General features: G+C 66.1%; 19 protein-coding genes, 1 tRNA gene and 2 pseudogenes. 15 read left to right on the top strand and 7 right to left on the bottom strand.

The window, feature by feature from the left end; all coding sequences use genetic code 11:
• The first annotated feature begins 1 nt into the window (after position 1).
• From BKG60_RS28360 to BKG60_RS28315, 10 genes and pseudogenes are all read left to right on the top strand, one after another.
• Entirely contained in the window at positions 2-859 is an 858-nt protein-coding gene (locus tag BKG60_RS28360) for an ABC transporter permease (RefSeq protein ID WP_070946783.1), read from the top strand.
• Complete coding sequence (locus BKG60_RS28355) at positions 860-2,371, top strand: MlaD family protein (protein ID WP_070946782.1); 1,512 nt, start codon at positions 860-862, stop codon at positions 2,369-2,371. It abuts the gene before it with no gap.
• The gene (locus tag BKG60_RS28350) at positions 2,368-3,423 is read left to right on the top strand and encodes an MCE family protein (protein WP_070946781.1); all 1,056 of its coding nucleotides are present in this window, start codon (positions 2,368-2,370) and stop codon (positions 3,421-3,423) included. The genes BKG60_RS28355 and BKG60_RS28350 overlap by 4 nt, the downstream gene beginning before the upstream one ends.
• Complete coding sequence (locus BKG60_RS28345; protein WP_070946780.1) at positions 3,416-4,453, top strand: MCE family protein; 1,038 nt, start codon at positions 3,416-3,418, stop codon at positions 4,451-4,453. The genes BKG60_RS28350 and BKG60_RS28345 overlap by 8 nt, the downstream gene beginning before the upstream one ends.
• The gene (locus BKG60_RS28340) at positions 4,450-5,571 is read left to right on the top strand and encodes an MCE family protein (protein ID WP_070946779.1); all 1,122 of its coding nucleotides are present in this window, start codon (positions 4,450-4,452) and stop codon (positions 5,569-5,571) included. Before BKG60_RS28345 ends, BKG60_RS28340 begins: the two co-directional genes overlap by 4 nt.
• Positions 5,568-6,836: an MCE family protein gene (locus BKG60_RS28335; RefSeq protein WP_070946778.1), complete on the top strand. Its 1,269-nt coding sequence runs from the start codon at positions 5,568-5,570 to the stop codon at positions 6,834-6,836. Before BKG60_RS28340 ends, BKG60_RS28335 begins: the two co-directional genes overlap by 4 nt.
• Positions 6,833-8,083 carry an MlaD family protein gene (locus BKG60_RS28330; RefSeq protein ID WP_070946777.1) on the top strand — a complete coding sequence of 417 codons (1,251 nt, stop codon included), beginning with the start codon at positions 6,833-6,835 and terminating at the stop codon, positions 8,081-8,083. The genes BKG60_RS28335 and BKG60_RS28330 overlap by 4 nt, the downstream gene beginning before the upstream one ends.
• Positions 8,084-8,107: 24 nt before the next feature.
• Positions 8,108-8,791: a tetratricopeptide repeat protein gene (locus BKG60_RS28325; RefSeq protein WP_070946776.1), complete on the top strand. Its 684-nt coding sequence runs from the start codon at positions 8,108-8,110 to the stop codon at positions 8,789-8,791.
• Between the two features lie 11 nt (positions 8,792-8,802).
• A complete protein-coding gene (locus BKG60_RS28320) occupies positions 8,803-9,606 on the top strand; it encodes a DUF3298 domain-containing protein (protein ID WP_070946793.1) in 804 nt (267 codons plus the stop codon).
• A 66-nt stretch (positions 9,607-9,672) separates the two neighbouring features.
• Positions 9,673-9,921, top strand: a pseudogene (locus BKG60_RS28315) (LLM class flavin-dependent oxidoreductase); the annotation flags it as partial.
• 81 nt (positions 9,922-10,002) lie between these two features.
• Here the strand turns inward: BKG60_RS28315 and BKG60_RS28310 are convergent.
• Complete coding sequence (locus BKG60_RS28310; protein ID WP_070186373.1) at positions 10,003-10,494, bottom strand: YajQ family cyclic di-GMP-binding protein; 492 nt, start codon at positions 10,492-10,494, stop codon at positions 10,003-10,005.
• 110 nt (positions 10,495-10,604) lie between these two features.
• Here BKG60_RS28310 and BKG60_RS28305 point away from each other — a divergent pair.
• A tRNA-Tyr gene (locus tag BKG60_RS28305) sits at positions 10,605-10,687 on the top strand.
• A gap of 466 nt (positions 10,688-11,153) precedes the next feature.
• A pseudogene (locus BKG60_RS28295) lies at positions 11,154-12,361 on the top strand (RtcB family protein).
• A 14-nt stretch (positions 12,362-12,375) separates the two neighbouring features.
• Here BKG60_RS28295 and BKG60_RS28290 read toward each other — a convergent pair.
• Positions 12,376-12,600: a hypothetical protein gene (locus tag BKG60_RS28290; protein ID WP_070946774.1), complete on the bottom strand. Its 225-nt coding sequence runs from the start codon at positions 12,598-12,600 to the stop codon at positions 12,376-12,378.
• Positions 12,601-12,710: 110 nt separating this feature from the next.
• Between BKG60_RS28290 and BKG60_RS28285 the strand changes: the two genes are divergently transcribed.
• Positions 12,711-15,428 (top strand): cation-translocating P-type ATPase, encoded by a 2,718-nt coding sequence (locus BKG60_RS28285; RefSeq protein WP_070946773.1) that lies wholly within the window; start codon positions 12,711-12,713, stop codon positions 15,426-15,428.
• 21 nt (positions 15,429-15,449) lie between these two features.
• Here BKG60_RS28285 and BKG60_RS28280 read toward each other — a convergent pair whose 3' ends face one another.
• Positions 15,450-17,300, bottom strand: a complete 1,851-nt coding sequence (locus tag BKG60_RS28280; protein ID WP_070946772.1) for a DUF7159 family protein — start codon at positions 17,298-17,300, stop codon at positions 15,450-15,452.
• A 183-nt stretch (positions 17,301-17,483) separates the two neighbouring features.
• On the opposite strand from BKG60_RS28280, the gene BKG60_RS28275 reads away from it, so the two are divergent.
• Complete coding sequence (locus tag BKG60_RS28275; RefSeq protein ID WP_070946771.1) at positions 17,484-19,139, top strand: DUF7937 domain-containing protein; 1,656 nt, start codon at positions 17,484-17,486, stop codon at positions 19,137-19,139.
• On the opposite strand, the gene BKG60_RS28270 is transcribed toward BKG60_RS28275, so the two are convergent.
• Positions 19,136-20,653, bottom strand: a complete 1,518-nt coding sequence (locus BKG60_RS28270) for a PE-PPE domain-containing protein (RefSeq protein WP_070946770.1) — start codon at positions 20,651-20,653, stop codon at positions 19,136-19,138. The two genes, BKG60_RS28275 and BKG60_RS28270, sit on opposite strands and share 4 nt — an antisense overlap.
• A gap of 210 nt (positions 20,654-20,863) precedes the next feature.
• Here BKG60_RS28270 and BKG60_RS28265 point away from each other — a divergent pair, with 210 nt between their 5' ends.
• The gene (locus tag BKG60_RS28265; RefSeq protein ID WP_070186279.1) at positions 20,864-21,703 is read left to right on the top strand and encodes a cutinase family protein; all 840 of its coding nucleotides are present in this window, start codon (positions 20,864-20,866) and stop codon (positions 21,701-21,703) included.
• Between the two features lie 14 nt (positions 21,704-21,717).
• Here the strand turns inward: BKG60_RS28265 and BKG60_RS28260 are convergent, their stop codons facing one another.
• The 3 genes from BKG60_RS28260 to BKG60_RS28250 all read right to left on the bottom strand — a co-directional run bounded on the left by BKG60_RS28260 (position 21,718) and on the right by BKG60_RS28250 (position 23,694).
• Positions 21,718-22,002 carry a hypothetical protein gene (locus BKG60_RS28260; RefSeq protein ID WP_070946769.1) on the bottom strand — a complete coding sequence of 95 codons (285 nt, stop codon included), beginning with the start codon at positions 22,000-22,002 and terminating at the stop codon, positions 21,718-21,720.
• A 14-nt stretch (positions 22,003-22,016) separates the two neighbouring features.
• Positions 22,017-23,156, bottom strand: coding sequence for an inorganic phosphate transporter (locus BKG60_RS28255; RefSeq protein WP_070946768.1), 1,140 nt, complete (start codon positions 23,154-23,156; stop codon positions 22,017-22,019).
• 85 nt (positions 23,157-23,241) lie between these two features.
• A complete protein-coding gene (locus BKG60_RS28250; RefSeq protein ID WP_070186282.1) occupies positions 23,242-23,694 on the bottom strand; it encodes a hypothetical protein in 453 nt (150 codons plus the stop codon).
• Positions 23,695-23,717 lie beyond the last annotated feature (23 nt).

The raw sequence follows: 23,717 nt of genomic DNA, 5'->3' as shown, positions 1-23,717 counted from the left end.
CGTGACGGCCTCTACGTTCGTCCCACCACTGCTCGCACCGTGGGTGCGGCTGTACAAGCGGGTTTCCCAGCCGGTGATGCGGTTGGGCCACATGATGGTGTTCTTCGTCCGGGCGCTGACGGCCGTGCCCATCGCGCTGCGTCACTACCGCGGAGAATTCGTCCGGCTGCTCTCCGACATCGCCTGGGGCAACGGCTCACTCGTGGTCGGTGGCGGAACCGTCGGGGTGGCCGTGGTGCTGGGTGTCACGGTCGGCGCCCTCGTCGGCATCGAGGGCTACAACTTCCTCGATCTGCTCGGCCTCGGCCCGGCCACCGGCATCATCTCGTCTCTGGTCAACACGCGCGAACTGGCGCCGATCGCCGCCTCGCTGGCCTTCGCGACCCAGGCCGGCTGCCGGTTCACCGCACAGCTGGGCTCGATGCGCATCGCCGAGGAGATCGATGCACTCGATTCCATCGCGATCCGCCCGATTCCGTATCTGGTCACCACCCGGCTGATGGCCGCGGTGGTCGCGGTGATCCCGCTCTACGCCCTCTGCCTGGCGGTGAGCTACCTGACCACCCAGGTGGTCGTGTACATGATCAGCGGCGGCTCCAGCGGGTCCTATCTGCATTACTTCAGCCTCATGCTGTCCGGGCAGGACATCCTCTACTCGGTGCTCAAGGCGGTCATCTTCGTGTGGATCGCCTCGACGGTGCAGTGCTACTACGGGTTCTATGCCTCTGGCGGCCCGGTGGGTGTGGGTGTCGCGGCCGGTCATGCGATGCGGGCCAGCATCACCGTGGTGATCATCGTCAACATGTTGCTCACCATGGCGCTGTGGACGGTCGATTCGGGAGCGAGGTTCGGCGGCTAGATGGGTAACGCGCTGGATACCGACGGGCGGGGTCCCTCCGATCGTCAGCTGCTCGGCTGTGGTGCCGCCGTACTCGTTGTGGCAGCACTGGTCTCGACGTTCCTGTTGGTGAAGGCAACCGGCCGGCTCGACGCCCGGGTACCGGTGGTGGCCGCGCTGGTGAACGTCGGCGATGGCCTGCCACAGCGTTCGGACGTGAAGTACCACGGCGTGCTCGTCGGGATGGTCGACGATGTCGTCCCGGCCGCCAACGGCGATCCCAACTTCGTGCACATCGACCTCAAACCCGAATATGCGGCGTCCATCCCCAAGACCGTGACCGCGCGCGTGGTGCCCAGCAATGTCTTCGCGGTGTCCTCGGTGCAACTGGTCGACCCCGGCGGGACGGCAAGCGCGCCAATCGCCGCCGGGGCGCAGATCCCCGAGGACACCGAACTTCCCACGGTGTTGTTCCAGACCACGATCAGCAAGCTGCGCGACGTGCTGGCCGCCACCGGACGTGGGCGCGAGGACAAGACCGTGGGCATCCTGGCCGCGGTGAACGCCGCGACCGAGAACCGGCGCAACGAATTGCTCACCAGCGGAGCGCAATTGAATCGGCTGATCGATCAGCTCGATGCGGTGGTGGCCACCGAACCCGACTCGACCACCGTCTCGGCGCTGATCGATGCCACTCGGGGGCTGCAGCAGACCGCGCCCGATCTGCTCGACGCCCTGCACAAGGCGGTGCAGCCGATGCAGACCCTGGTCGAGCAACGTTCACAGCTGAACACGATGCTCAACGGCGGGATCAACACCGTGGGCACCACGCACACGGCGCTGGACAACCACACCGACCAACTGGTCAAGACCACCGCGAACCTGACGCCGGTGTTGGGTGTGCTGGCCGACACCTCCAACAACTGGGTGCCGGCCTTCGTCAAGCTGAATCAGCTCTCGGGCAAGTTCATGGACAACGTCTGGATGCCTGAGCACGACTTCGCCAACATGCGGATCAACCTGTCGTTCACCCCGAGTTACAGCTACACCCGCGCCGACTGCCCCCAGTACTCCGGGCTCAAGGGGCCGAGTTGCTTCACCGCCCCGCTGGTCCCCACGCGGCCGGCGCTGCCGGACGTGTTGCTGCCGCAGAATTATCAGCCGCCTGCCGACCTGGTGCCGCCGGCCGGGACAGTCGTGGGTCCGAATGGCAATCTCGTGGCGGTCGGGCCGCCGCTGGTCAACCCGAACCCCAACCTGGCCGACCCGAATCCGCCGCTGCCGTCGTGGATGCCGCCGTCCGGGCCGGTGCCGGGCACGGCGAATCCCGCGCTGATGCCGACGCCGCCCCCACCCGTGCCGCTGTCGCCGGTCGCTCCGGTGGCGCCTCGACCGGCGGGCGCGCCCCCGGCGGCTTCGGTACCCGGATCGGCTCCCCCTCCGGGTGCCGCCCCGGCTCCGGCCGGTCCGCTGCTGCCTGCCGAGGCCGCACCCGCTGCCGCACAACCTGTTCCTGGAGAGGAAGGCCGATGAAGTACCGCGGTGCAATGATCGGCCTCTCACTGTTCATGGTGGTGGCGCTGGGCCTGACCTGGCTGGTCTACGTGACGCTGCGGCGCGACGTGGCAGGCAAGACCGTCCCGTACGCCGCCTTGTTCTCCGACGTGTTCGGCTTGCGTGAGGGTGACGATGTCCGGATGGCCGGGGTGCGGGTCGGCCGGGTCGAGAAGATCGAACTGCAGGGCGCGCTGGCCAAGGTGTCGTTCGTGGTGCAGGACAACCAGCCCATGTACGGCCGGACCGCCGCCTCGGTGACCTACCAGAACATCGTCGGGCAGCGTTATCTCGGCCTGTCGCTGGGCAAGATCGGTGACGCGGGCCCGCTTCCGGCGGGCAGCGTCATCCCGGTCGAACAGACCGATCCGTCGTTCGACGTCGGCACCCTGCTCAACGGCTACGAACCGCTGTTCAGCGTGCTCAACCCGCGCGATGCCGACAACCTCACCAAAGGTGTGATCGCGTCGCTGCAGGGCGACAACGCCTCCATCGTCGCGCTCGTCGACCAGACCGCGCAGCTGACCGATTCCTTCGCCGGCCGGGACCAGGAACTCGGTGAGGTGATCAACAATCTGAACGCGGTGGCCAAGAACCTGGCTCAGCACAATGACAGCCTGGACGAGGTGATTACCCAGACCCGGGGCATGGTTTCCACCTTCGACGCCCGCCGACCCGAGATGGTGGACTCTCTCGGGTCCATCTCGCGGGTGGTGCGCCAACTTTCCACGATCAGCGACGAGGTCTATCCACCGCTGAACCAGTTGGTCACGCGCGAACCCGGTTTCGCCGCGCACATGGTGGGGATCGAACCCCAGTTGGCGTTCACCGGAGCCAACCTGCCGCTGCTGCTCAAGGGATTCGCCCGGCTCACCAACGAGGGGGCCTACGCCAACACCTACGGGTGCGACCTGAACGCGACGGGATTCTTCCCCGGACTCAACGACGTGACACCCATCATCGTGGACGCGGCAACACCCGGGAACAAGGCCACCTACAGCCCGAGATGCAGGAATTTGGCCAATGGCTGAGAAAATGAAGAAGCGGCGTAGACCGCTGGACGGTTACAGCCGGATGTGGCTGGGGGTCATCGCGATTGGTGTGGTGTCCGCGCTGATCGGGGCGATGCTGATCGTCAAGGTGGCGGACATCGGTTACCGCAAGTACACCGCGCATTTTCTGCAGGCCGCCGCGCTCAAGCCGGGCAACCCGATCACCGTGGCCGGGACTCCGGTGGGGGAGGTGCTCAACATGAAGCTGGCCGGCGACCACGTTGAGGCCAAGCTCAAGGTGCGCAAGAACATTCCGCTGGGCAAAGACTCGCGGGCCGTTATCAAGATCACCACCATTCTGGGTTCGCGCTACTTGGCGCTGCAGCCCGCAGGTTCGGAATCGTTGCCCGACAACACCTTCGATCTCGACCACACCGAGGTGCCCTATGACCTGCAGGAGGCATTGGCTGACGTGACCACCACTTTCGAGCAGGTCGACTCTGAAAAGTTCGCCCAATCCCTGGGCGTCTTGGGCAAGCAGATGTCCGGCCTGCCCGAGGTGGTGCCGCGGGCTCTGCAGAACACCCACACTCTGGCCACCATCGTCTCCGACCGGCGCGATCAACTGGGCTCGCTACTGAAGACCACCGATGTGGTTGCCAACACCCTGCGCCGCCAGCAGTCGACCATCGGCAACCTGGTCGACCAGGGCAACGATCTGGTCGGTGAATTCGTCATGCGCAGGGCATCGTTCCAGGCCATGCTGGCGGCGCTGACCAATCTGGTTCAGACGCTCAGCGGCATCGTGATCGACGATCGGCCGGAGTTGGAGCAGACCCTCACCAATCTCCGGGAGCTGTCGGACATGTTGGGCAAGCACGACGATCTGCTGCGCAGCGTGCTGCAGTCCGGCCCGGTGGCCCTGCGGGGGCTCGCCAACGCCACGGGGAACGGCAATGCCGCCGACCTCAACGTGTCCAACGGCCTGCTGATCGATTCCTGGATGTGCGCGATCAGCGGCCGAGCCAAGCAGTTCAACATGATCCAGTACCTGAAGGACTGCAAATGAGGCCCTTGTTCAAGAGTAAGGTCCTGGCCTTGCTGGTGGCCGGCGCGGTGCTGGTGGCCGCGGTGGCCGGTGCCGGTTGGTGGTATTTGAAGGACCGGATCGACACCATCGCGCTGACTGCCCAATTTGACAGTGCAGCAGGGCTTTACGAGGGAAACACGGTCGCCGTTCTGGGAATGCAGGTCGGCCGTGTCACAAAGATCACGCCCAAGGGCAACTACGTCGAGGCCGAGTTCACCGTGGACAAAGACGTGGCGATACCGGCTGATGTGCAGGCGGTGACGATCTCCAATTCGATTCTCACCGACCGGCAGATCGAATTGACACCGCCGTATCGCGGTGGCCCGAGGGTGCAGAATCACGACACGATAGGACTGAACCGCACCAAGACCCCGGTCGAGTTCGCTCGGGTACTCGACGTGCTGGACAAGTTGTCGTCGTCGTTGAAGGGCGACGGCAAGGGCAACGGCCCGATCGCCGATGTCGTCAACGCCAGCGCCGCGATCGCGGACGGCAACGGCCAGCAGATGAAGGACGCCCTCGGTGAGCTGTCGGATGCATTGCGGCTCAGCGCTGATCGCGGTGCCGTGAGCCGGGACCAGCTCACCACGATCGTCCGCAACTTGAGCTCCCTGTTCGACGCCACGGCCCGCAATGATGCGACGCTGCGGGAGTTCGGTTCGACGATCCGTCTACTCAGCCAGATCCTAGTCGATGAGAACTTCGGCAGTGGCACCACCGGCAAGAAGATCAACGAGGTGATCACGCAGGTGGGCGAGGTGTTGCAGACCCATCGCGACGAGGTGAAACAGATTGTCCAGAACGGTAATACCGCGCTGACCACGACAGTGGACCAGCGGCGGGATGTGGCCGAGTTCCTCGACGTGGCCCCGATGACGTTGGACAACCTCTACAACATCGTCGACCAGAAGAATGGGGCGGCACGGGTACACCTTCTGCTGGACAAGGTTCTGGTCGACTCGCAGACGGTCAAGGAGATCTGCAACATGATGGGCCTGAGGCAGTTGGGTTGCAGCACCGGCACAATGCAGGATTTCGGCCCGGACTTCGGGTTGACCTACATGCTCGACGGTATGGCAGCGATGGGGCAGCGATGATCGGATCTGTGCGCAAAGCCCTTGTGCCCGTAGTGATGACGGCATGCCTGACCGCCTCGGGGTGTGCTTCAGAAGGCCTGGCCAGCCTGCCATTGCCTGCCCCCGGCGTCGGCTCGGGCGGGTACCGGGTGACCGCGGTATTCTCCAACGCCCTGAACCTGCCGGCCAATGCCAAGGTGAAGCTGGCCGGTGCCGACGTGGGTGAGGTCGAGTCGATGGTGGCCAGCAACTACGCCGCGGTAACCACACTGCGCATCATGAACGGTGTCCGGCTGCCCCGCGGCACGACCGCCGAACTGCGCTCTGCGACGCCGCTCGGCGACGTGTTCGTCTCGGTTCGGCCGCCGACCCCGGTCGATTCCAACGTGCCGCTGCTCAAGGACGGCGACACCATCGACCTGGATGCGACCAAGGCTGCGGCCACCGTCGAATCGCTGCTCGGTTCAGCGGCAATCCTGGTCAACGGCGGTGCGGTGCGCAACTTCACCAACATCATCAATGGCCTCGGTAAGGCCACCGGGGACCAGGGCCAGGCTTTCGGCACGCTGATCGCCAAGACGAATCACACGTTGGGCACCCTCAACGCGCGTTCCGACCAGCTCTCCACCGCGATGACCGAGACGTCTCGTCTGCTGCAGCAGATCGAGGACAAGAACCAGACCGTCAGTGAGTTGTTGGACGCGGCCGGTCCGGCCACCGACACCCTGGCCGAGCACACCACTCAGATCGCCGACCTGATCTCCCAGATTGGCGACACCTCGACGCAACTTCGCAAGTTTCCCTCCATCGCCGGTACCGACACGAGCGGCCGCAGTCTGATCGCCGACGCCAACACGGTGGCCGGGGCGTGGAACGACGTGGCACTGGCGCCCAACGCGTCCCTGTACGCGCTGAATCGTCTGATGCCACCGTTCGTGAAGGCGACTGCAGGTAGCGCGATGTCGACACGGGCCAGCATTGACCGGCTGATCCTTGGTTCGATTCCCGACATCGGGTTCGCCGGCGACTCAGGGTTGCACGGACCCAAGCGTTACAACTGGCATCAGTTGGTGGGCTCACTTCAGTACTCGTTGTTGCGGTTGCAGGAGCGCGTGGTCGGGCGCGGCCCGTCGGTGCCGCAGGCGCCGGTGATTCCCAGCCCCACCGAACCCGGTGAGATCGTGCCCGCGCCGGTACCCGGCGCGGCACCGCCGGTAGGTGCTCCTCAAGCCCCGCCGGCCGAGGCTCCGGTAGCCCCGCCACCCGCCGAAGAGGTGCCACGGTGATCAACTCGTTGGCAGATCTCGTGGTCCGGCTGGTCCGGTTCGGCTACCGCCGCAAGGCCTGGTTGTCGGCCGGCGCTCTGGTGCTGACCCTGGTGGTGGCCAGTGCCTATCTGATGATCGGGGCGTTGCGAGTCGAGCCGTTCGACTCGAGCTACCGCATCACCATCGAGCTACCGGAATCCGCCGGCCTGCTGCCCAATCAGGACGTCACGTTGCGCGGTGTGCGGATCGGGCGGGTGGAACGGCTGAACATCACGCCCACCGGAGTCCACGCGGTGGTGAACGTGAATTCCGCGGTCGCCATCCCGAAATCCAGCGATGTGCGGGTGTCCGGGTTGTCCCCGGCCGGTGAGCAGTACATCGACTTCGCGGCGAACACGGCCGACGGGCCGTATCTCACCGACGGCAGTGTGATCGGATTGGGCAAGGCCACGGTGCCGGTCAGCCTGGCACAGTTGCTCGCCGACGCCGACGGTGCGTTGGCCCAGGCCGACGTGGGCAAGCTCGAGGTGATCCGCCGAGAACTGAGCATGTCCCAAGCCGGTCCCGGTAAGCTCGCCGATGTCATCGACGGCGGCACTTTCCTGCTGTCGACGCTGGATTCGGTGTTGCCCGAGACTTCCAGCCTGCTGCGCAACGGCCGGGTGGTGTTCGGCCTGGCCGCCGACAAGAACGCAGGTATCGCGGTGGCCTCGGACAATCTCAGCTCGACATTCGACGGGGTGAACAAGATGCGTGAGGGCTTCCGTCGTCTCACCGATCAGACGCCTGGCGCCTTGAATTCCGTCGACAACCTGTTCACCGACAACTCCGACACCATGGTGCAGCTGCTCGGAAGCCTGGCCAGTACATCACAATTGCTGTACCTGCGGGTGCCGGCACTGCGTGCGTTGTTCCCGGATTACCGGACCTCGCTGCTCGATGCTCTGGGCAGTGCCATGCACGACAACGGGTTCTGGGTGACCGCCGATCTCTACCCGCGGTATACCTGCGATTACGGGACACCACGTCGACCGCCGTCGGCGGCCGACTATCCCGAGCCCTACATGTACACCTATTGCCGCGATGACCATCCCGGGGTGCTGGTCCGTGGCGCCAAGAACGCGCCGCGCCCGGCCGGTGACGATACTGCGGGCCCACCGCCGGGGGCTGATCTGGGGCGCACCACCGACCCGACACCGCGGGGTCGCTACACCATTCCGACACCGTACGGTGGACCGACGTTGCCGATCGAACCGCCGCGCTGATCGGCCCAACCTCACCAGAAGGAGATGATGGTGACCGTGACTACCGACAAGAAGACCGACGACGAGCAGAACGAAACCGTCGACGACGCGATCGGTGTCGAGGAGACCGCGGAGGCCGGGTCGGAGACCGAGGACAAGGACGAGTCCGGCGCTGACAAGACGGATGCCGACGAGACGGACGCCGAAGATGAGTCAGCGGCTGATGAAGAGACGGAGGCCGAGAAGCCGGGATGGGGCCGGCGGGTGCTCATCGGTGCCCTCGCGGTGGTGTTCGTCGCTGTCTTGGCGCTTTCGGGTTTCCTCGGATGGCAGGCATGGCAAGCCCACCAGGTGGCTCAGGCCGGCAAGCAGGCCCAGGATGCTGCGGTGAGTTACGCCCAGATCCTGACGAGTATCGATTCCAACAAGGTCGACGAGAACTTCAACCAGGTACTGGCAGGGGCCACTGGTGAGTTCAAGGACATGTACTCGCAGTCGAGCATGCAGCTGCGCCAGTTGCTGATCGACAACAAGGCCTCCGCGCATGGCGTGGTGGTGGAGTCGGCCGTGCAGTCGGCAAGCAAGGACAAGGTCGTGGTGTTGTTGTTTGTCGACCAGTCGGTGTCCAACACCAGCGTTCCCGACCCGCGGATCGACCGTAGCCGCATCAAGATGACGATGGAGAAGGTCGACGGGCAATGGCGCGCAAGCAAAGTGGAACTCGCCTGAGGCGGCCTATGATGCGCATCGGCAAGCTGATCTGCGCGGCGGCCGTGGCGGCCGGCGCGGTTGTTGCCATCACGACCGCCCCGATCGCCTCGGCGTCGGCGGCCTCGTTCTGTGACGAACTGGCCGGGCAGTGGGACGGGCAGGCCTGCCGCACGTCGGTGACCTCGGATCGAAAAGCGGTCCGCGACATCACGATGGCGCTGCCCGGCGATCTGGTGGAGAACCCCGTCATCCGGCAGTACCTGACCAACCTGATGAACAACTGGCGCAACGCCGCGCAGAACATGGCCGCCGACAGCTTCGGCGAAGAGCAGTTCGAGATCTTTCAGCATGGTGGCGCGGTGAGTGCCGTATTCCACGAGATGTACTCGGCCACGTTCGGTACCGACGCCCTTTCCCACCCGAACGCGCCGATCGTGAGTGATGCCTACCGCACCTTCACATTCGCCGGTGGCCGGCAGTTGCAGCTGGCCGACCTGTTCAAAGCGGGCGTCGATCATCGGGCCGAGATCCCGCGCCTGGGCGAGCCGTTCATCGTGGCCGCCCTCGACGCTGCGCCGCCGCCACACCAGCCCGGCACCTATCCGTTCACCCCGGACCGCTGGACACCCGACAAGGTGTACTCGGGCGGGTACAAGGCCTGGGCCCTGACGCACGACGAGTTGATCCTCTACATGCCGGACTACCCCGTCGGTCGCGACTCGCCGATCGATTTCACCCCGGGCCGGATGCAGTGGTCGATGGACGGCGGCACCGTGCAGGCCCACATCCCCCTCTCGGCGCTCGCCCCGGTGCTGAAGCCGGAGTACCTGTGACCTCTGCGCCCAATGTGAAGAAGATCGCGAGATTCCTCGAAAATCTCGCGATCTTCTTCACATTGGGCCGGCAGTGAGTCGCTGACCGTGCGGCAGCTGATCGCCAAACTGGGCGGTAGCCGCGGGCACCGGACCTTCGCCGGCACGGCCGAGCAAGTGGCCGACGACCTGGAAGATTTCGTCGAGCAGGTGGTGCCGATCCTGCAACGGCGCGGGTTGTTCCGCACCGACTACACCGCCACGACGCTGCGCGGGCACTACGGGCTGGCGCATCGGCCGAGCCGCTACACGGTGGCGTCGGCGCGCTCCGCATAACACCGCACAACACCGCGTCGAGTCTGCGGTGAGGGCCTAGATCTAGGAGAAGCTACGGCCCTCACCGCAGACTCAACACACTCAGCGGTAGTTGACGAACTGCAGCGCCACGTCCAGGTCGGAACCCTTGAGCAGCGCGATGACGGCCTGCAGGTCGTCGCGCTTCTTGCTGCTGACCCGGATCTCCTCGCCCTGGATCTGGGCCTTGACGCCCTTGGGGCCCTCGTCACGAATGATCTTGGTGATCTTCTTGGCCTGCTCGCTGCTGATGCCCTGCTTGATGTCGCCGGTCACCTTGTAGGTCTTGCCGCTGGCCTGCGGTTCGCCGGCGTCAAAGGCCTTCATCGAGATGTCGCGACGCACCAACTTCTCCTTGAACACGTCGACCGCGGCCTTGACGCGCTCCTCGGTGCTGGACGTGAGTTCGATCACCTCTTCGCCCTTCCAGGCGATGCTGGTGTCGGTGCCGCGGAAGTCGAACCGGGTGGACAGTTCCTTGGCGGCCTGGTTGAGCGCGTTATCGACCTCCTGACGGTCGACCTTGCTGACCACGTCGAAGCTGGAATCCGCCATTGGACGCCCCTCCTCTTTCCTCGGTAAATCCTGCCGGTTTGTAACTTGGGTACATCCTCGTTGTACCCTGCTAGTCGCACCAAACCGGAAACGGGGCGGCGCACCACCCAGGCAGGTTGCCCGAGCGGCCAATGGGAGCGGACTGTAAATCCGTCGGCTTACGCCTACACAGGTTCGAATCCTGTACCTGCCACCCAAGTCAGGCCCCCTTTCGAGGGGGCCTGTTTGGTTTCGTGGGCTCAGTGCCGACAGGTTGGCGCCTCAGCGGCGGTTGTCGGATCTCGGGCAGCCGCTCGTGGGGTCTGCTGCGGTTCGCCGGCCGGCGGCATCAGCCGACCACCAGCCGAACCGATGGACCTCAAGGTGCTGGTCGCCTTCTGCGTGTTCCTCGATCCACCGCAATGCGGCGCGTTTGCGCCAGAATCCAGCGATCGGCATCACGCCACCGTCAGGCCGGTGCATGAACACGTACCATCCAAGTTTCATCGGACCCCCCGGGTCCCGACTCGTCTTCGCTTCTCGAACTCTATTCTGGCGCGTAGGTACCGTTTCCCGTCAAATCTGGCAAATTGCTGTGCCCCACCGTGGGTCGGTCGACCGGCACGATCGGGCCAAACGCGACCGACAAACCGTTCGACAGCGTCGGGAGAATCGAAGTCATGACCGCGCGCCAGGTCGCCGACCACAGGCTGGTGAACTTCGCCAGCCACATCGACGACAACACCATCGAGCAGGCCAGGCAGACCGCCTCGATGCCGTTCGTACATCCCCACGTCGCACTGATGCCAGATGCGCACAGCGGCAAGGGTTCAGCGGTCGGCACGGTGATCCCCACCATTGACGCCGTGATCCCGGCGGCGGTCGGTGTCGACATCGGTTGCGGGATGATCGCTGCCCGCACGGAGTTCACCGCCGCCGACCTTCAGGGTCGCGACCTGACGGCGCTGCGCAAGGCGATCGAGACGGCGATTCCGCTGTCGCCGGGTAATTACAACGACACGCTGGCCCGATTCCCGTTCACGCACGGCCGCATCGCCGATCTCGAGCACCTGGCCAAGGACGGCGAAATCGACCTGTCGCACTCGCCCAAGTGGCGCGAGCAGCTCGGCTCGCTCGGCGGCGGCAACCACTTCATCGAACTGTGCCTGGACCAGGCCGACCGGGTGTGGCTGTTCTTGCACTCGGGCTCACGGGGTGTGGGAAACAAGATCGCGCAGAAGCACATCCGCATCGCGCAGAAACTGATGAAGCGGTGGTGGATCGAGCTGCCCGACCCCGATCTGGCCTACCTGCCGCAGGGCACGCCGGAATTCGCGAACTATCTGCGGGAACTCAACTGGGCGCAGCGGTTCGCGCTCGAGAACCGCGCCGAGATGATGGACCGCTACATGTGGGTGTTCGCCTCGTGGATGGGCTATGCGCCGCTGGATCGGCCGCAGACTGCCGGTGACTTCGAGGTCGAGCGGGTGAACACCCACCACAACTACACCCGCAAGGAGCACCACGGGGGCCGTGAGGTGTGGTTGACCCGAAAGGCGCCATCGATGCGCACACGGGCGTGCTGGGCCTGATTCCCGGCAGCATGGGGACGCGGTCGTATGTAGTGCGGGGCAAGGGCAACCCGGCCGGTCTGTGCTCAGCCCCGCACGGCGCCGGACGCCGGTTCTCGCGCAACGAAGCACGCCGTCGTTTCACCGCCGAGGACCTCGCGCGGCGGATGCACGGCATCGAGTACCGGCACGGGGAACAGTGGGTCGACGAGATTCCCGACGCGTACAAGGACATCGACGTCGTGATGGCTGACGCGGCCGGCCTGATCGAGGTCGAGCATGAGCTCCGTCAGGTGATGAACGTCAAGGGCACGTAGGTCCTGACCGCCGGTCAGGACCTACGTCCGACAAGCAGATATGCCACGGGCAGCACGCCTGAGGTGCTCAGCAGTCCGAGCGCGCTGCCCCACAACCATTTCGGTCCGTTGATCCGGCTCGGCTCGCGGCCGGCGAGATCACGCAACGCCCAGGCCCGCAGTCCGGCGTCCGCGGCGGCCGCTGCGATGACGGCCGTCTTGGCTTTGGGGGACAGGTCTTTCCAGCGCTTCTTGGCCACTGCGGCGTTCCTTTCGGCAACGGACGGTCGCTTCCAAGGTATCGGCTCTCGGCCGTCCGGAAAGCGAACTACCGATTGCGCGGTGTCGCCGCGCCGGGCACTATCCGAATATGGCGGAAACGGCCGCCCCGGCAGAAGATGCATTGGTCAGTGCGCTCGCGCATTCCCGCAGCGCCGCCGAAGTGCTTGAGGTTCTGGGCAGTTCGGGCGACGGGCTGGATGGTGACAGCGCGCGCGAGCGGCTGGCCGCCCACGGTCCGAACAAGCTCCCCGAAAAGCGTCCGCGGCCTGCGATTCTCCGGTTCTTCGCGCAGTTCAACAATGTGCTGATCTACATCCTGATCGCCGCGGGTGTACTCAAGGCCATCCTCAACGACTGGATCGATTGCGCGGTGATCGTGTCCGTCGCGATCGTCAACGCCGTGGTCGGCCTGATCCAGGAAGGCCGGGCCCAGCGCGCGCTGGACAGCATCCGGGGCATGTTGTCGGTGACCGCGCAGGTCCGTCGTGACGGTCACTGGCAGCAGGTAGACGCACAAACCCTGGTTCCCGGCGACATCGTGCGCATCGCGTCGGGGGACCGTATCCCGGCCGACATGCGCCTGCTGACGGTCGCGAACCTGCGGGTGGAGGAGTCGGCGCTGACCGGTGAGTCGCTGCCCGCCAAGAAGGACGTGCTTCAGGTTGGCCCGGATGCCGGTCTGGGCGATCGGATGTCGATGGTGTATTCGGGCACCATCGTGGCGGCCGGTTCGGGCACCGGCGTGGTGACCGCCACCGGCACCAGCACCGAGATCGGCCGGATCCAGTCGCTGATCGCCGACGTGGAATCCATCGAAACCCCGCTGACTCGCAAGCTGGCGCGTTTCGGTCGCCAGCTGTCGGTGGGCATCCTGGGCGCGGCCGCGGTGATGCTGGTGGTCGGCAAACTGGTGCACCAATTCACGGTAGATGAATTGATCACGGCTGCAATAGGTTTCGCTGTCGCCGCGATACCGGAGGGGTTGCCCGCAGTCGTCACCATCACCTTGGCACTCGGGGTACAGCAGATGGCCCGCAGGCGGGCGATCACCCGCAAGCTTCCCGCCGTCGAGGCACTCGGCGCGGTCAATGTCATCTGCTCGGACAAGACGGGCACACTCACACAGAACGAGATGACGGCCCGAACCGTGGCCACCGCGCGTCACCTGTTCGACGTCACCGGCGCCGGATACCGGCCCGAGGGTGCCCTCGAACTCGACGGGGCCCCGATCACGGTGGCCGACCATCCCGACCTGGCAGCGTTGTTGACGACGATGGCCGTGTGCAACGACGCACGCCTGAACGAGGCTGATGGTCAGTGGCGGGTGGTGGGCGAGCCGACCGAGGGTGCGCTGCGCACACTGACCCTGAAGGCACGGATCGACGATGCGGACTGGCCACGCCTGGGCGTGGTGCCGTTCGAGTCGGCCAACAAGTTCATGGTGACGCTCAACGACACCCCCGGCGGTGAGCGCTACCTCTACGTCAAAGGTGCACCGGACCGGCTGCTGGACCGGTCGGCCACCCAGGCCGGCGGCTCCGCCGCAGAGCCGCTCGACCGCGCCGCGTGGGAGGCACGCATCGACGAACTCAGTGCGCGGGGCCTGCGGGTGCTGGCCGCGGCCAGGCGGCCGGCCGGTTCGGACACCGTCGACATCGGTGACGTCGAGAACGGACTGGAATTTCTCGGCGTCGTCGGCATCGTCGATCCGCCGCGGCCCGAAGCCGTCACCGCCATCGCGACCTGCCACGCAGCCGGGATCCAGGTCACCATGATCACCGGTGACCACGCCGGAACTGCGCAGGCCATCGCGCGCGAGATGGGGATCATCAAAGTCGGCGATCCGCCGCGGGTGCTCAGCGGTGCCGAGTTGGAGGAGATGAGCCAGACCCGGCTGCGGCAGGTGGCCGACGAAGTCCACGTCTACGCCCGCACGAGCCCGGAACACAAGCTGCGCATCGTCAGTGCCCTGCAAGCCCAGGGCAAGGTGGTCGCGATGACCGGTGACGGCGTCAACGACGCACCGGCACTGACCCGCGCCGACATCGGTGTCGCGATGGGGATCAAAGGGACCGAGGCGACCAAGGAAGCGGCCGGAATCATCCTGGCCGACGACAACTTCGCGACCATCGAGCGGGCGGTCGAAGAAGGCCGGCGGATCTACGACAACATCCGGAAATCCGTGCTGTTCATGCTGCCCACCAACGGCGCGCAGTCACTGATCATCCTGGTCGCGATCCTGGCCGGGTTCGCACTCCCACTGCAGCCGGTGCAGATCCTGTGGGTCAACATGGTCACCTCCGTCACCCTGTCGCTGGCGCTGGTGTTCGAGAAGGCCGAGGACGGTCTCATGCAGCGACCGCCGCGCACCCCCAAGCAAGCGTTGGTGAACCGGGCCGACGTCGCGATGATCTCCCTGGTGTCGATCCTGGTGGCCGGCGCCACCCTGGCGGAGTTCTTCGTGGCCCGCGCCGGTGGGTATCCGCTGGCGGTGGCCCAGACCGCCGCGGTGAACATGCTGGCCTTGGGGCAGCTGGCCTATCTGCTGAACTGCCGGTTCGTCACCTCGTCGAGCTTGCGGCCTCAGGTGTTCCGGGGCAATCGGTGGGTGTGGCGGATGGCCGGAGCCATGATCGCTCTGCAGCTGCTGTTCACCTACGCGCCGTTCATGCACACCTGGTTCCACTCGGCGCCCATCACCTTCCGCGGGTGGTCGGTCGCGATCGCGTTGTCGATCGTGATCTTCCTGACCGTCGAGACGGCCAAGTGGGTGGGGCGAAGATTCATGCCGACGCTGGTGACGTAGGTCCGCCGGCGGCGCAGTCGGTTACGGGCTGGCGGGCATCGTCGTCACCGGCGAACCACCGGAGCCGCTGCCGCTCCCGCCGCCGAAGAGCCCACCGGAGCCGCTGCCGCTCCCGCCGCCGAAGAGCCCGCCTCCGGAGGATTCACCGTCACTCGACGACGAACCGCCGCCCGATGGGTACTGCGGTGCCACCGTCGTCACCGGGGCCTGGGTCGTGGGCTGTTCCACCGGTGCCGTGTGGGCCGGCGCTTCGGTTGTCGGTGCGGACGCTTCGGTGGACGTGTGTGTCGGCGGCACCGTTGTCGTGGGTGGGGCCGTTGTCGTGGGTGGGGCAGTGGTGGTCGGCGGCGCGGTCGTTGTCGTCGGCGGCGCTGTGGTCGTCGTCGGCGGCTGCGTCGTCGTGGTGGGCGGCTGTGTCGTGGTTGTGGTCGGTGGCGCCGTCGTGGTTGTCGGAGGTTTCGTCGTCGTGGTCGGCGGGGTCGTCGGCACCCACGGTGACGGCAGTGTCGGCCACACGACCGGCGGTAGCGGTACCGGCACGGGCACCGGAACGGGAACCGGCACCGGGCCGGGCGACACCTCGACCGGCGGGGGAGCGGGCACCGCAGGCGGTGCGGCAGGCGGCGCCGGGTGAGGCGCTTGGACCGGTTGGTTGCCGGTGCCGGAGCGCACCTTCGGCGCGGCCGGAGCCGCGGGCGGCGGGGTTAGCACAGACACCGGCAGCGCCACCGGATCCGGCTCGTGCGGCACCGGCGGCAGGTAATTGCCGGGCACCGTCTGTGCCTGCTGGGTGGGGGCCGGTTGCGCGCGCACATCGGCCGTCGGCCGGACGTTGATCGCGACAGCGGTGGCCAGGGTTGCGAAGCTGACCACCACGAACGCCAGGGCGCTGCCCATCAGCAGCATCCGCGGCGGAGGCGGTGCGATGACGGTCGTGTATTCCGGGTCGTCTTCCTGCTCGGGCACGAACTCGTTGACCGCGTCCATCGGCATCTCGTCGGCCCAGGGTTGGTCCTCGGGCTCCTGCGAGTACGCCAGATCCGGTCCGACGGCGGCGTCCGCACGGGCCGGTGCCATCTGGGTCGGGTCGCCTGCGGCGGGCGCCATTTGCGTTGCATCGGCCGCCGCGGGCGCCATTTGGGTGGCCTCTGAAAGCGGCGCCATCTGCGTCGGCGCCTGTGGTGCATCGACGACAGGCGCCATCTGAGTGGACGCACTCGCCGGTGCGACATCGCCGACCAATTGGGCTGCGCCGCGGGCTATCGCGTAGCCGGCATCCGCGGCCACCTCCACCGGAGCGGTCGAACTGAGTTCTGCGGCAACGGAATCGAGATCGAGGCGTTGCCCGACCAACAGCACGCGGGTCGGCGCTTCGTCGGCGGGCAGCCGCTGCAACACCGCCGCGCACGCGGCGGCCGGGCCGGCGGTGCCGATCGGCATGGTGGCCAGTGTCGTCAATGCCGGGGCAGGTGTCGCTGTCCGGTCCCCGACTGTCGTCAGCGACACGGTGTCGTCATCGGCGAGCAGCAATGCGGCGTCGGCACCCACGCTGCGGGCCAGAGCCGCGGCGGCCTCGGCTTCGGTCACCACCTCGACGTTGGGCACACCGGCGTGCAGCACGGTCTGGCGCAACGTGTCGGCGGCCGATTCGTCGGGCACGCACAGCCGGGTCGCGGCCACCTGGTTGCCGGACTCGGTCACGGCGCGGTAGGTGCCGATGATGGTTTCGGCCAGTTCCGACATCTCGGCCACCAGGTCATCGGGCAGATCGAGCGCGTACTGATCCAGAACCTGGCCGCCACTCGCGGGCGAACCGATCATGGCCAAGCGCGCCACACGCCCGGTGACCGCCACCCCGAGGACTACGTCCACGGTTCCACTCCTTGCTTTATGGGTGTTGTACGAGCCCCGACGGACAAATCCAAGCTACCGCACACCAGCGACGGGCCCTGGGGGGCGAGCGATGCGGCTGCCAGCGCTGCTTGTGCGTCGGAGCAAAAGTGAGCACGCTGGTTGAGTCCCGCTGCGTTGTCACTCATAGAGAGGAATCGGTACGTGAGCGACGAGCGTTACGACGCGTCCGCCACAGTCGAGGTGGCGACGATGGCCGCGCGAGTCGTGGAGCGTCCCCCGCGGGTCGGTTACCTGCCGACCCGGACCAACCGGGTGCGGGACGGGCTCGCCGTGGCGTTGCTGGTGGCGGCGATGTTGCTGCCGTGGAACCTGGAATTCGGCCTCGGAGTCCCCGGCAGTGCCGGGTCGACGTTCGCCGCGCTGGCGGTGGTGACGCTGCTTGCCGTCGGTGCCGCGCTCGCGCCGCACGCCGGTCCGTTCCGGCTGGCGGCCGCGACCGCCGACGTGCGCCGCACCAGCCGCGTGCGGCTTGCGCTCAGCGCTGCCTACCTCGTCGTGGTGATCTGCTTTGTCGGCTACCACGTGGCGCAGACGGTGAGCGGCGGCGGAACCGGTGCCGTCCCGCCGGGGGTGGGGCCGGGCATGCTGCTCGGTGTTGCCGGCGCACTGCTGGCCGGGCAACCGCCCATCACGTCGATCACAGTCGAGGACAACAAGTTTCGCCGCTGGTACACGATTGCCCGGGTGATCGGTTTCATCTCGATCGCGTTGGCGACGCTGTCGGTGGCCTTCAACCTCTACTGGCGGCTGCGGTACCTGTTCGTCACCCAGGTCGAGTTCGGTGGTCACGATATCGCCGTCATCGTCACCACCCTGCTCTACGGTGCGGAGGCGATGATCGCCTTGGTCATCGCCTCACGCTGGCTGACCGAGCGCACCGGAGCGGCGCGGCTGGCCACCACGGCCATCGGTGTTTCGGGCGCGATCGCGGCCGCGCTGGTGTGGCTTGCCGGGATCGGCCGCGACATCGATGCCTTTCACGGCATCGCCCAGAACACTTCGACGGCGGCCGTGGGCTACGAGGGTTACCTCGCCTGGGCAGCCGCCGCTGCCATCGTCGCGCCGACGACGCTGTACGCCGTGTTTCTGATCAAGCCGCCGACCATCGGCGCCTACCGCGGGGCCGCACAGAAGTGCTTGACGCTCATCGCCTTCTGGGCGTTCGCGGCGGCGGCGTTGCGCATCGTGGACTTTCTGATCGCGTGGTCGCTCGACCTGCCGCGGGCGTTGTACGACACCGTGGCGATGACGGTGTTCAACCTGATCACCGCATTGGTGGCGCGGTGGCTGCATCGCCAGCTCGACAAGGGGATCACCTCGACCACCGTCGCCGCGGCGTTCAGCGCGGTGCTGTTCGTCTTCACGGCGGCGAACGTGGCCATCGGTGTGGCCCTGGCGCCGCGCTACGCCGGCCCTGCGCCCGCGGCGATCTACGGCAACAACCTGGCCCAGCAGATCACCAGCACCTTCGATGTCGCCGTGTGCGTGCTGAGCTTGCTCGTGCTGGCGGTGATGGTGTTCACCGGGCCATTCGCCGGCTACCTGCTGCGATGCGAAAGTCGCGCGGCCAAACCGGCGCCCGAACCGCCGACGGAGGTCGTGCCGTCCAGGTTCGCCGTCGACGATCCGGCGCCGCCCACCATCGCTCGGCAACCCCGTGCCGCGTCGGTCCCGAGAATCGTTCGCCTGAAGGAGGATTCGACGACGGTGCTGGCCGCACCGCCGACCACCGATCTTCAGGTGCCGACGCAGGCGCTGCGGATTCAGCGTCGTCCGCAACGCCCGCCCCAGCCTTAACCTGCCTTGGCGCTGCGGCGCTTCGCGGGCCGGTCGTGCTTGCTCTGCGCCGACTTCGCTCCCCGCTTTGCGCGCTGCTTGGCGCTTTGCTTCGCATCCTGCTTGGCTGAACCGACAGCCGAGCGGATCGACGAACGAACGGTCGAGCGAACCGAATCCCGGTGCCCTGCCCTCACCTGTGGTACCGCCTTCAACCGCGGCGCCGAATCGCCGCGGGCAGAGTCCGATTGCTGCGGCGCCCTCGTGCTGTGCCGGGACTTCGGTGAGGTATCGGCAACGGGCGGTTCAGCGGTCTTCGGAGTTGAGGTCCTTCCGCCGATGGCCTGCAGCACTTTGGCGAAGGGCCGGGTGGCGTCCGACAAGGCCGCTGCGACGTTTTCGACCGCGTGGCGCATTCCCTGCTCGAACGGCGAGGTGCCCACCGGATGCACCGGACGTTCGGTGACCGGAGTTTCTGGTTCGGTGTCCGAGACCACGGGCTGGGGCAGGGTCGGAACATATGTTTGGCCGCCGAGGATTGCGATCGACTGCTCGAACGCCCCGGGCAATTCGTTCAGGGCTTCCCGCAGCTTCCCCGACGGGGGCGCCCAGCTGAATTCCCTGGCGTGGCTGGGATCTGCGGTCCGGTCATAACCCATCTCGACGAATACCCGCAGCACCGGGTCGATGGCGTCGACGAAGCGCTCCGCGCCGATCAAGGTGGCCGGGATCCGTAGCGGTGCCAACAGCGGAAGGTATTGCGGCAGCATCACGTAGGTGGTGTTGCCCACCTGGGTGACGACGGCGTTGGGTTCGTCGGGGTACTCCAGCGCATAGCCGGGAATGGCATGCCCGAACGCTTGTCCGGCAAAGGAGTTCACCAGGGAGAGCACGTTGAAATATGTCGGGAAGTCGGCGATGCCGTCGTACTGGTTCTGGTAATAGGTTGTCTTGAAAGGGCTGTCGGATGGCCCCGGGCGGCCGAATGGGAAGACGTCGCCCAGCATCGGGAGAGTGTGCAACGACGCCAGCCGGATCAGAATGCCACCGTCGGGTTGATACGGATTGCCGACGAAGACGAATTCGTAGTTCTCGGCGTTGGCAACGTAATTCGGGTCCCGGGCCATTGCGGCCCGTGCGATCTCGGCGACCTGGTTGCCTTGCGATACGCCGATGATGGTTATTTTTTCGCCGTCCGGCATTGCGGCGATGTCCTGCAGCAGGTAGCCGGCGCCGACGGACTCGGACCGTTTGAGTGTCTGCGGCCAATAGGGAAGGTCGGACAATACCGGCATTTCCGAGATGATCGGATAATTGAGGTTGATCTGTGCCGGGTACGGGAGAGTGTGGAATGATTCGCCCTCCGGGATGATGCTTCCGTAGAACAACATCGGAACGGTCAATCCGAATGCGTCGAATGACGGCCCGACGCCGATCGTCGTGCCGGTCAGTTGAACATCGGCGCTATAGGTGGCCGTCGGCGTGTTGACCGTGACCCCTGCAGATGTCGCGACGACGCCGCCGGTCAGCAACATCGCTGCCCATCTGCGTGAAATGCCGTGCCTTCGCGCACGGCGCGACGACACCCCCCGACCCCGACCCATCATTTCTGAATTCCTTTCTTAAGAGTTCTCTTTGGTTATTGAGGGACCTTTATGCCTCCGCTTACTCGGGGCGCGCTCAATGCTGCGCTATGTCACAGTGAATTCGTGGGGAAATTCGGAAGTGCCGGTTTAGTTGCCGTCATGGCGGGGGCGGCTTCCGTGCTGAGCAACATGGCGATGCCGACCGCCACTGCGGCACCGTGTCCGGATGCCGAGGTGATATTCGCCCGCGGCACGATGGAAGCGCCCGGCGTCGGTGATACCGGCGCGGCGTTCATTGATTCATTGCGCGCCAACGTCGCTCCGAAATCGGTCGAGGTTTATCCCGTCGACTACCCGGCGACTACCGACTTTCCTACTGCGGTACAGGGAATCGCTGATGCACGGGCTCGCATCATGACCACCGCTGCCAATTGTCCCGACACGAAGATGGTGCTCGGCGGTTTCTCTCAGGGTGCGGCGGTGATCGGCTTCGTAACTGCGAGTGTTGTGCCCGATGGAATTTCACCGGACAGCGTGCCCGCGCCGATGCCGCCGGATTTAGCTGACCATGTCTCGGCCGTGGCATTGTTCGGGAAGCCGTCGCAGCGATTCATGAGGGTGCTCAACAATCCGTCGGTGATCGTCGGCCCGAGTTACACGACCAAGGCGATCGACCTCTGTGTCGACAACGACCTGGTGTGCGATCCGCAAGGCAGAAGCTTCGGTATCCACACCCAGTACGCCGAAGCCGGGCTGGTGAACCAGGGCGCGGCCTTTGCGGCGAGCAAGCTTCAGGACGACTGGGCGCGCCAGGCGACACAGCCCGCTCCGCCGGCCACGCTGGCAGGCGCCGGGCCGTCGCAGCCGTCGCGGGTCCAGCCTGCCCAGCCGGCACAGCACATGGGTCCGGTGCCGCCAAACCTTCCCGGGCCGGCTCCCGCTCAAAGCCCGCCGTCGCCGACGACATCCACTGCGGTGCCCATCGCGCCGCTGGCGTGAGTCGGCGCTGTCGGTCAGTGGGCGCTGTCGCCGAACAGGTAGACGCCGGTGTGATGGCCGATGAAGTTGTTGGCGATGAACAGCACGCCGGTGACCACGACCACCAGCACCAGAGTGAACATCACCCAGCTGAGGCCCGTCAGCAGACGGCGATGGCCGGCGTCTGAGGCGCCGTCGGCGGCACCGCCCGCGATGTGCAGGCGCACGCCGATCGCGAACAAGGTCGGTACCGATGCGCCCACCGCCAGGCCGAAGAGCAAGATCTTGCCGACGGCCACGAGATTGATCCAGTTGTTCATGTGACGCCCCGTCCCTACTTGCTTTCGACCGCGGTGAGGCTGCCTTGCCACGCGTCGTTGACGTTGTTGTGGTCGATCGGCGGTTTACGCGACTTGAGCCAGATGGGCACCACGGAGGCGATCAGGGCGACGAACCCGGCCAATGGTCCGGCGAAGCCGCCGATGCCGTGCACGAGAACGTAGGTGAGGGCGCCGACGAGGCCCGCGGCGGGCAGGGTGATCAGCCAGGCGGTGGCCATGTTGCGGGCCACGCCCCAGCGCACCTCGGTGCGACGGCCCACGCCGCTGCCGAGGATGGACCCGGTCGCGACGTGTGTGGTGGACAGTGAGTAGCCGAAGTGGCTGGACAGCAGAATGGTTGCCGCCGAGGAGACTTCGGCGGCCATGCCCTGGGGCGCCTCGGTGTCGACGAGTCCCTTGCCCAGCGTGCGGATGACCCGCCAGCCACCCGAGAGCGTGCCCAGGGCGATGGCAACGGCACAGGCGGCGATCACCCAGAACGGCGGCATGGTCGCCGACGCGTCCACGGCGCCGTAGGAAATCAGGGCCAGAAAGATGATGCCCATTGTTTTCTGCGCGTCATTCGTGCCGTGCGCCAGTGAGATCAGGGATGCCGAGCCGATCTGTCCATAACGGAAGGCGGCGATCGTGCGGTCGTGTGGCAGGCCGCGGATCAACCGGTACACCAGCCAGCTGGCGATGCAGGCCACCACACCGGCGATCAGCGGTGACAACACCGCGGGCACGATGACGGTCGAGACGACTCCGTGCCAGATCACGCCGTGGCCTCCGACAGCGGCGATCATCGCGCCGACGATGCCGCCGATCAGGGCATGTGACGAGCTGGACGGGATACCCATCAGCCAGGTGAGCAGGTTCCACACGATGCTGCCGACGAGCCCGGCGAACACGAGTTCCAGGGTGACCAGATCGGCGTCGACGAGGCCCTTGGCAATCGTCGCGGCCACGGCGGTGGACAGAAATGCGCCGACGAGGTTCAGCAGTGCCGACAGCGCCACCGCGGTGCGTGGTTTGAGTGCTCCGCTGGCGATCGAGGTCGCCATCGCGTTGCCGGTGTCGTGAAAGCCGTTGGTGAAATCGAACATCAAGGCGGTGAAAACGACAATGCACAGCAGGAGGAACTGTAACGACACGGTAAACAATTCTTGAACACAATCGCTACGAAAACCTAATTAACTGGCTGAGGTCTCCATCACGTCTCGGGACTGCCCGCGGGCGTCAGCGCTTCGGCATCCTGACCTCGAGCAGCTTGAGCGCATCCATGATGTGTAGATGGGCCTCGTCCATGGTGGCGCTCATCTTGCCCAACCGGGCCTCGCTGTTTTCCGGGGTCAACACCACGCACTGGTCGGCCATGCTGCGGTAGCCGTCGAGGCCCTGCCCGAGGGAGTCGTTGACCTCGGTGTCGGGCCCGGGAAGGACCTTGTTCCGGACCGAGTCGACGTAGTTGCGCAGGTCATTGCAGGCGCTGTGCAGCGCGCCGAAGTCGGTCTGGTGATTCGAGGTCACCATCGCGTTGGCGATCGGCCCCATCTGCGTGCCGAGCCCGGCGACCGCTTCGGTGATGGCGTGGCGCCATTCGTCGGTTGCCGGGGCCATGGTCGGCCGGCCCGCGACGGCGCACCCGGCGAGCACGGACGTGGTGGCCAGGACGGCCGCGAGGTACCTCATATGCAGCGAGCTTATGGGGTGCG

Source organism: Mycobacterium syngnathidarum (assembly GCF_001942625.1).
Lineage (GTDB): Bacteria > Actinomycetota > Actinomycetes > Mycobacteriales > Mycobacteriaceae > Mycobacterium > Mycobacterium syngnathidarum.
This window is presented reverse-complemented; position numbering and strand designations above follow the sequence as displayed.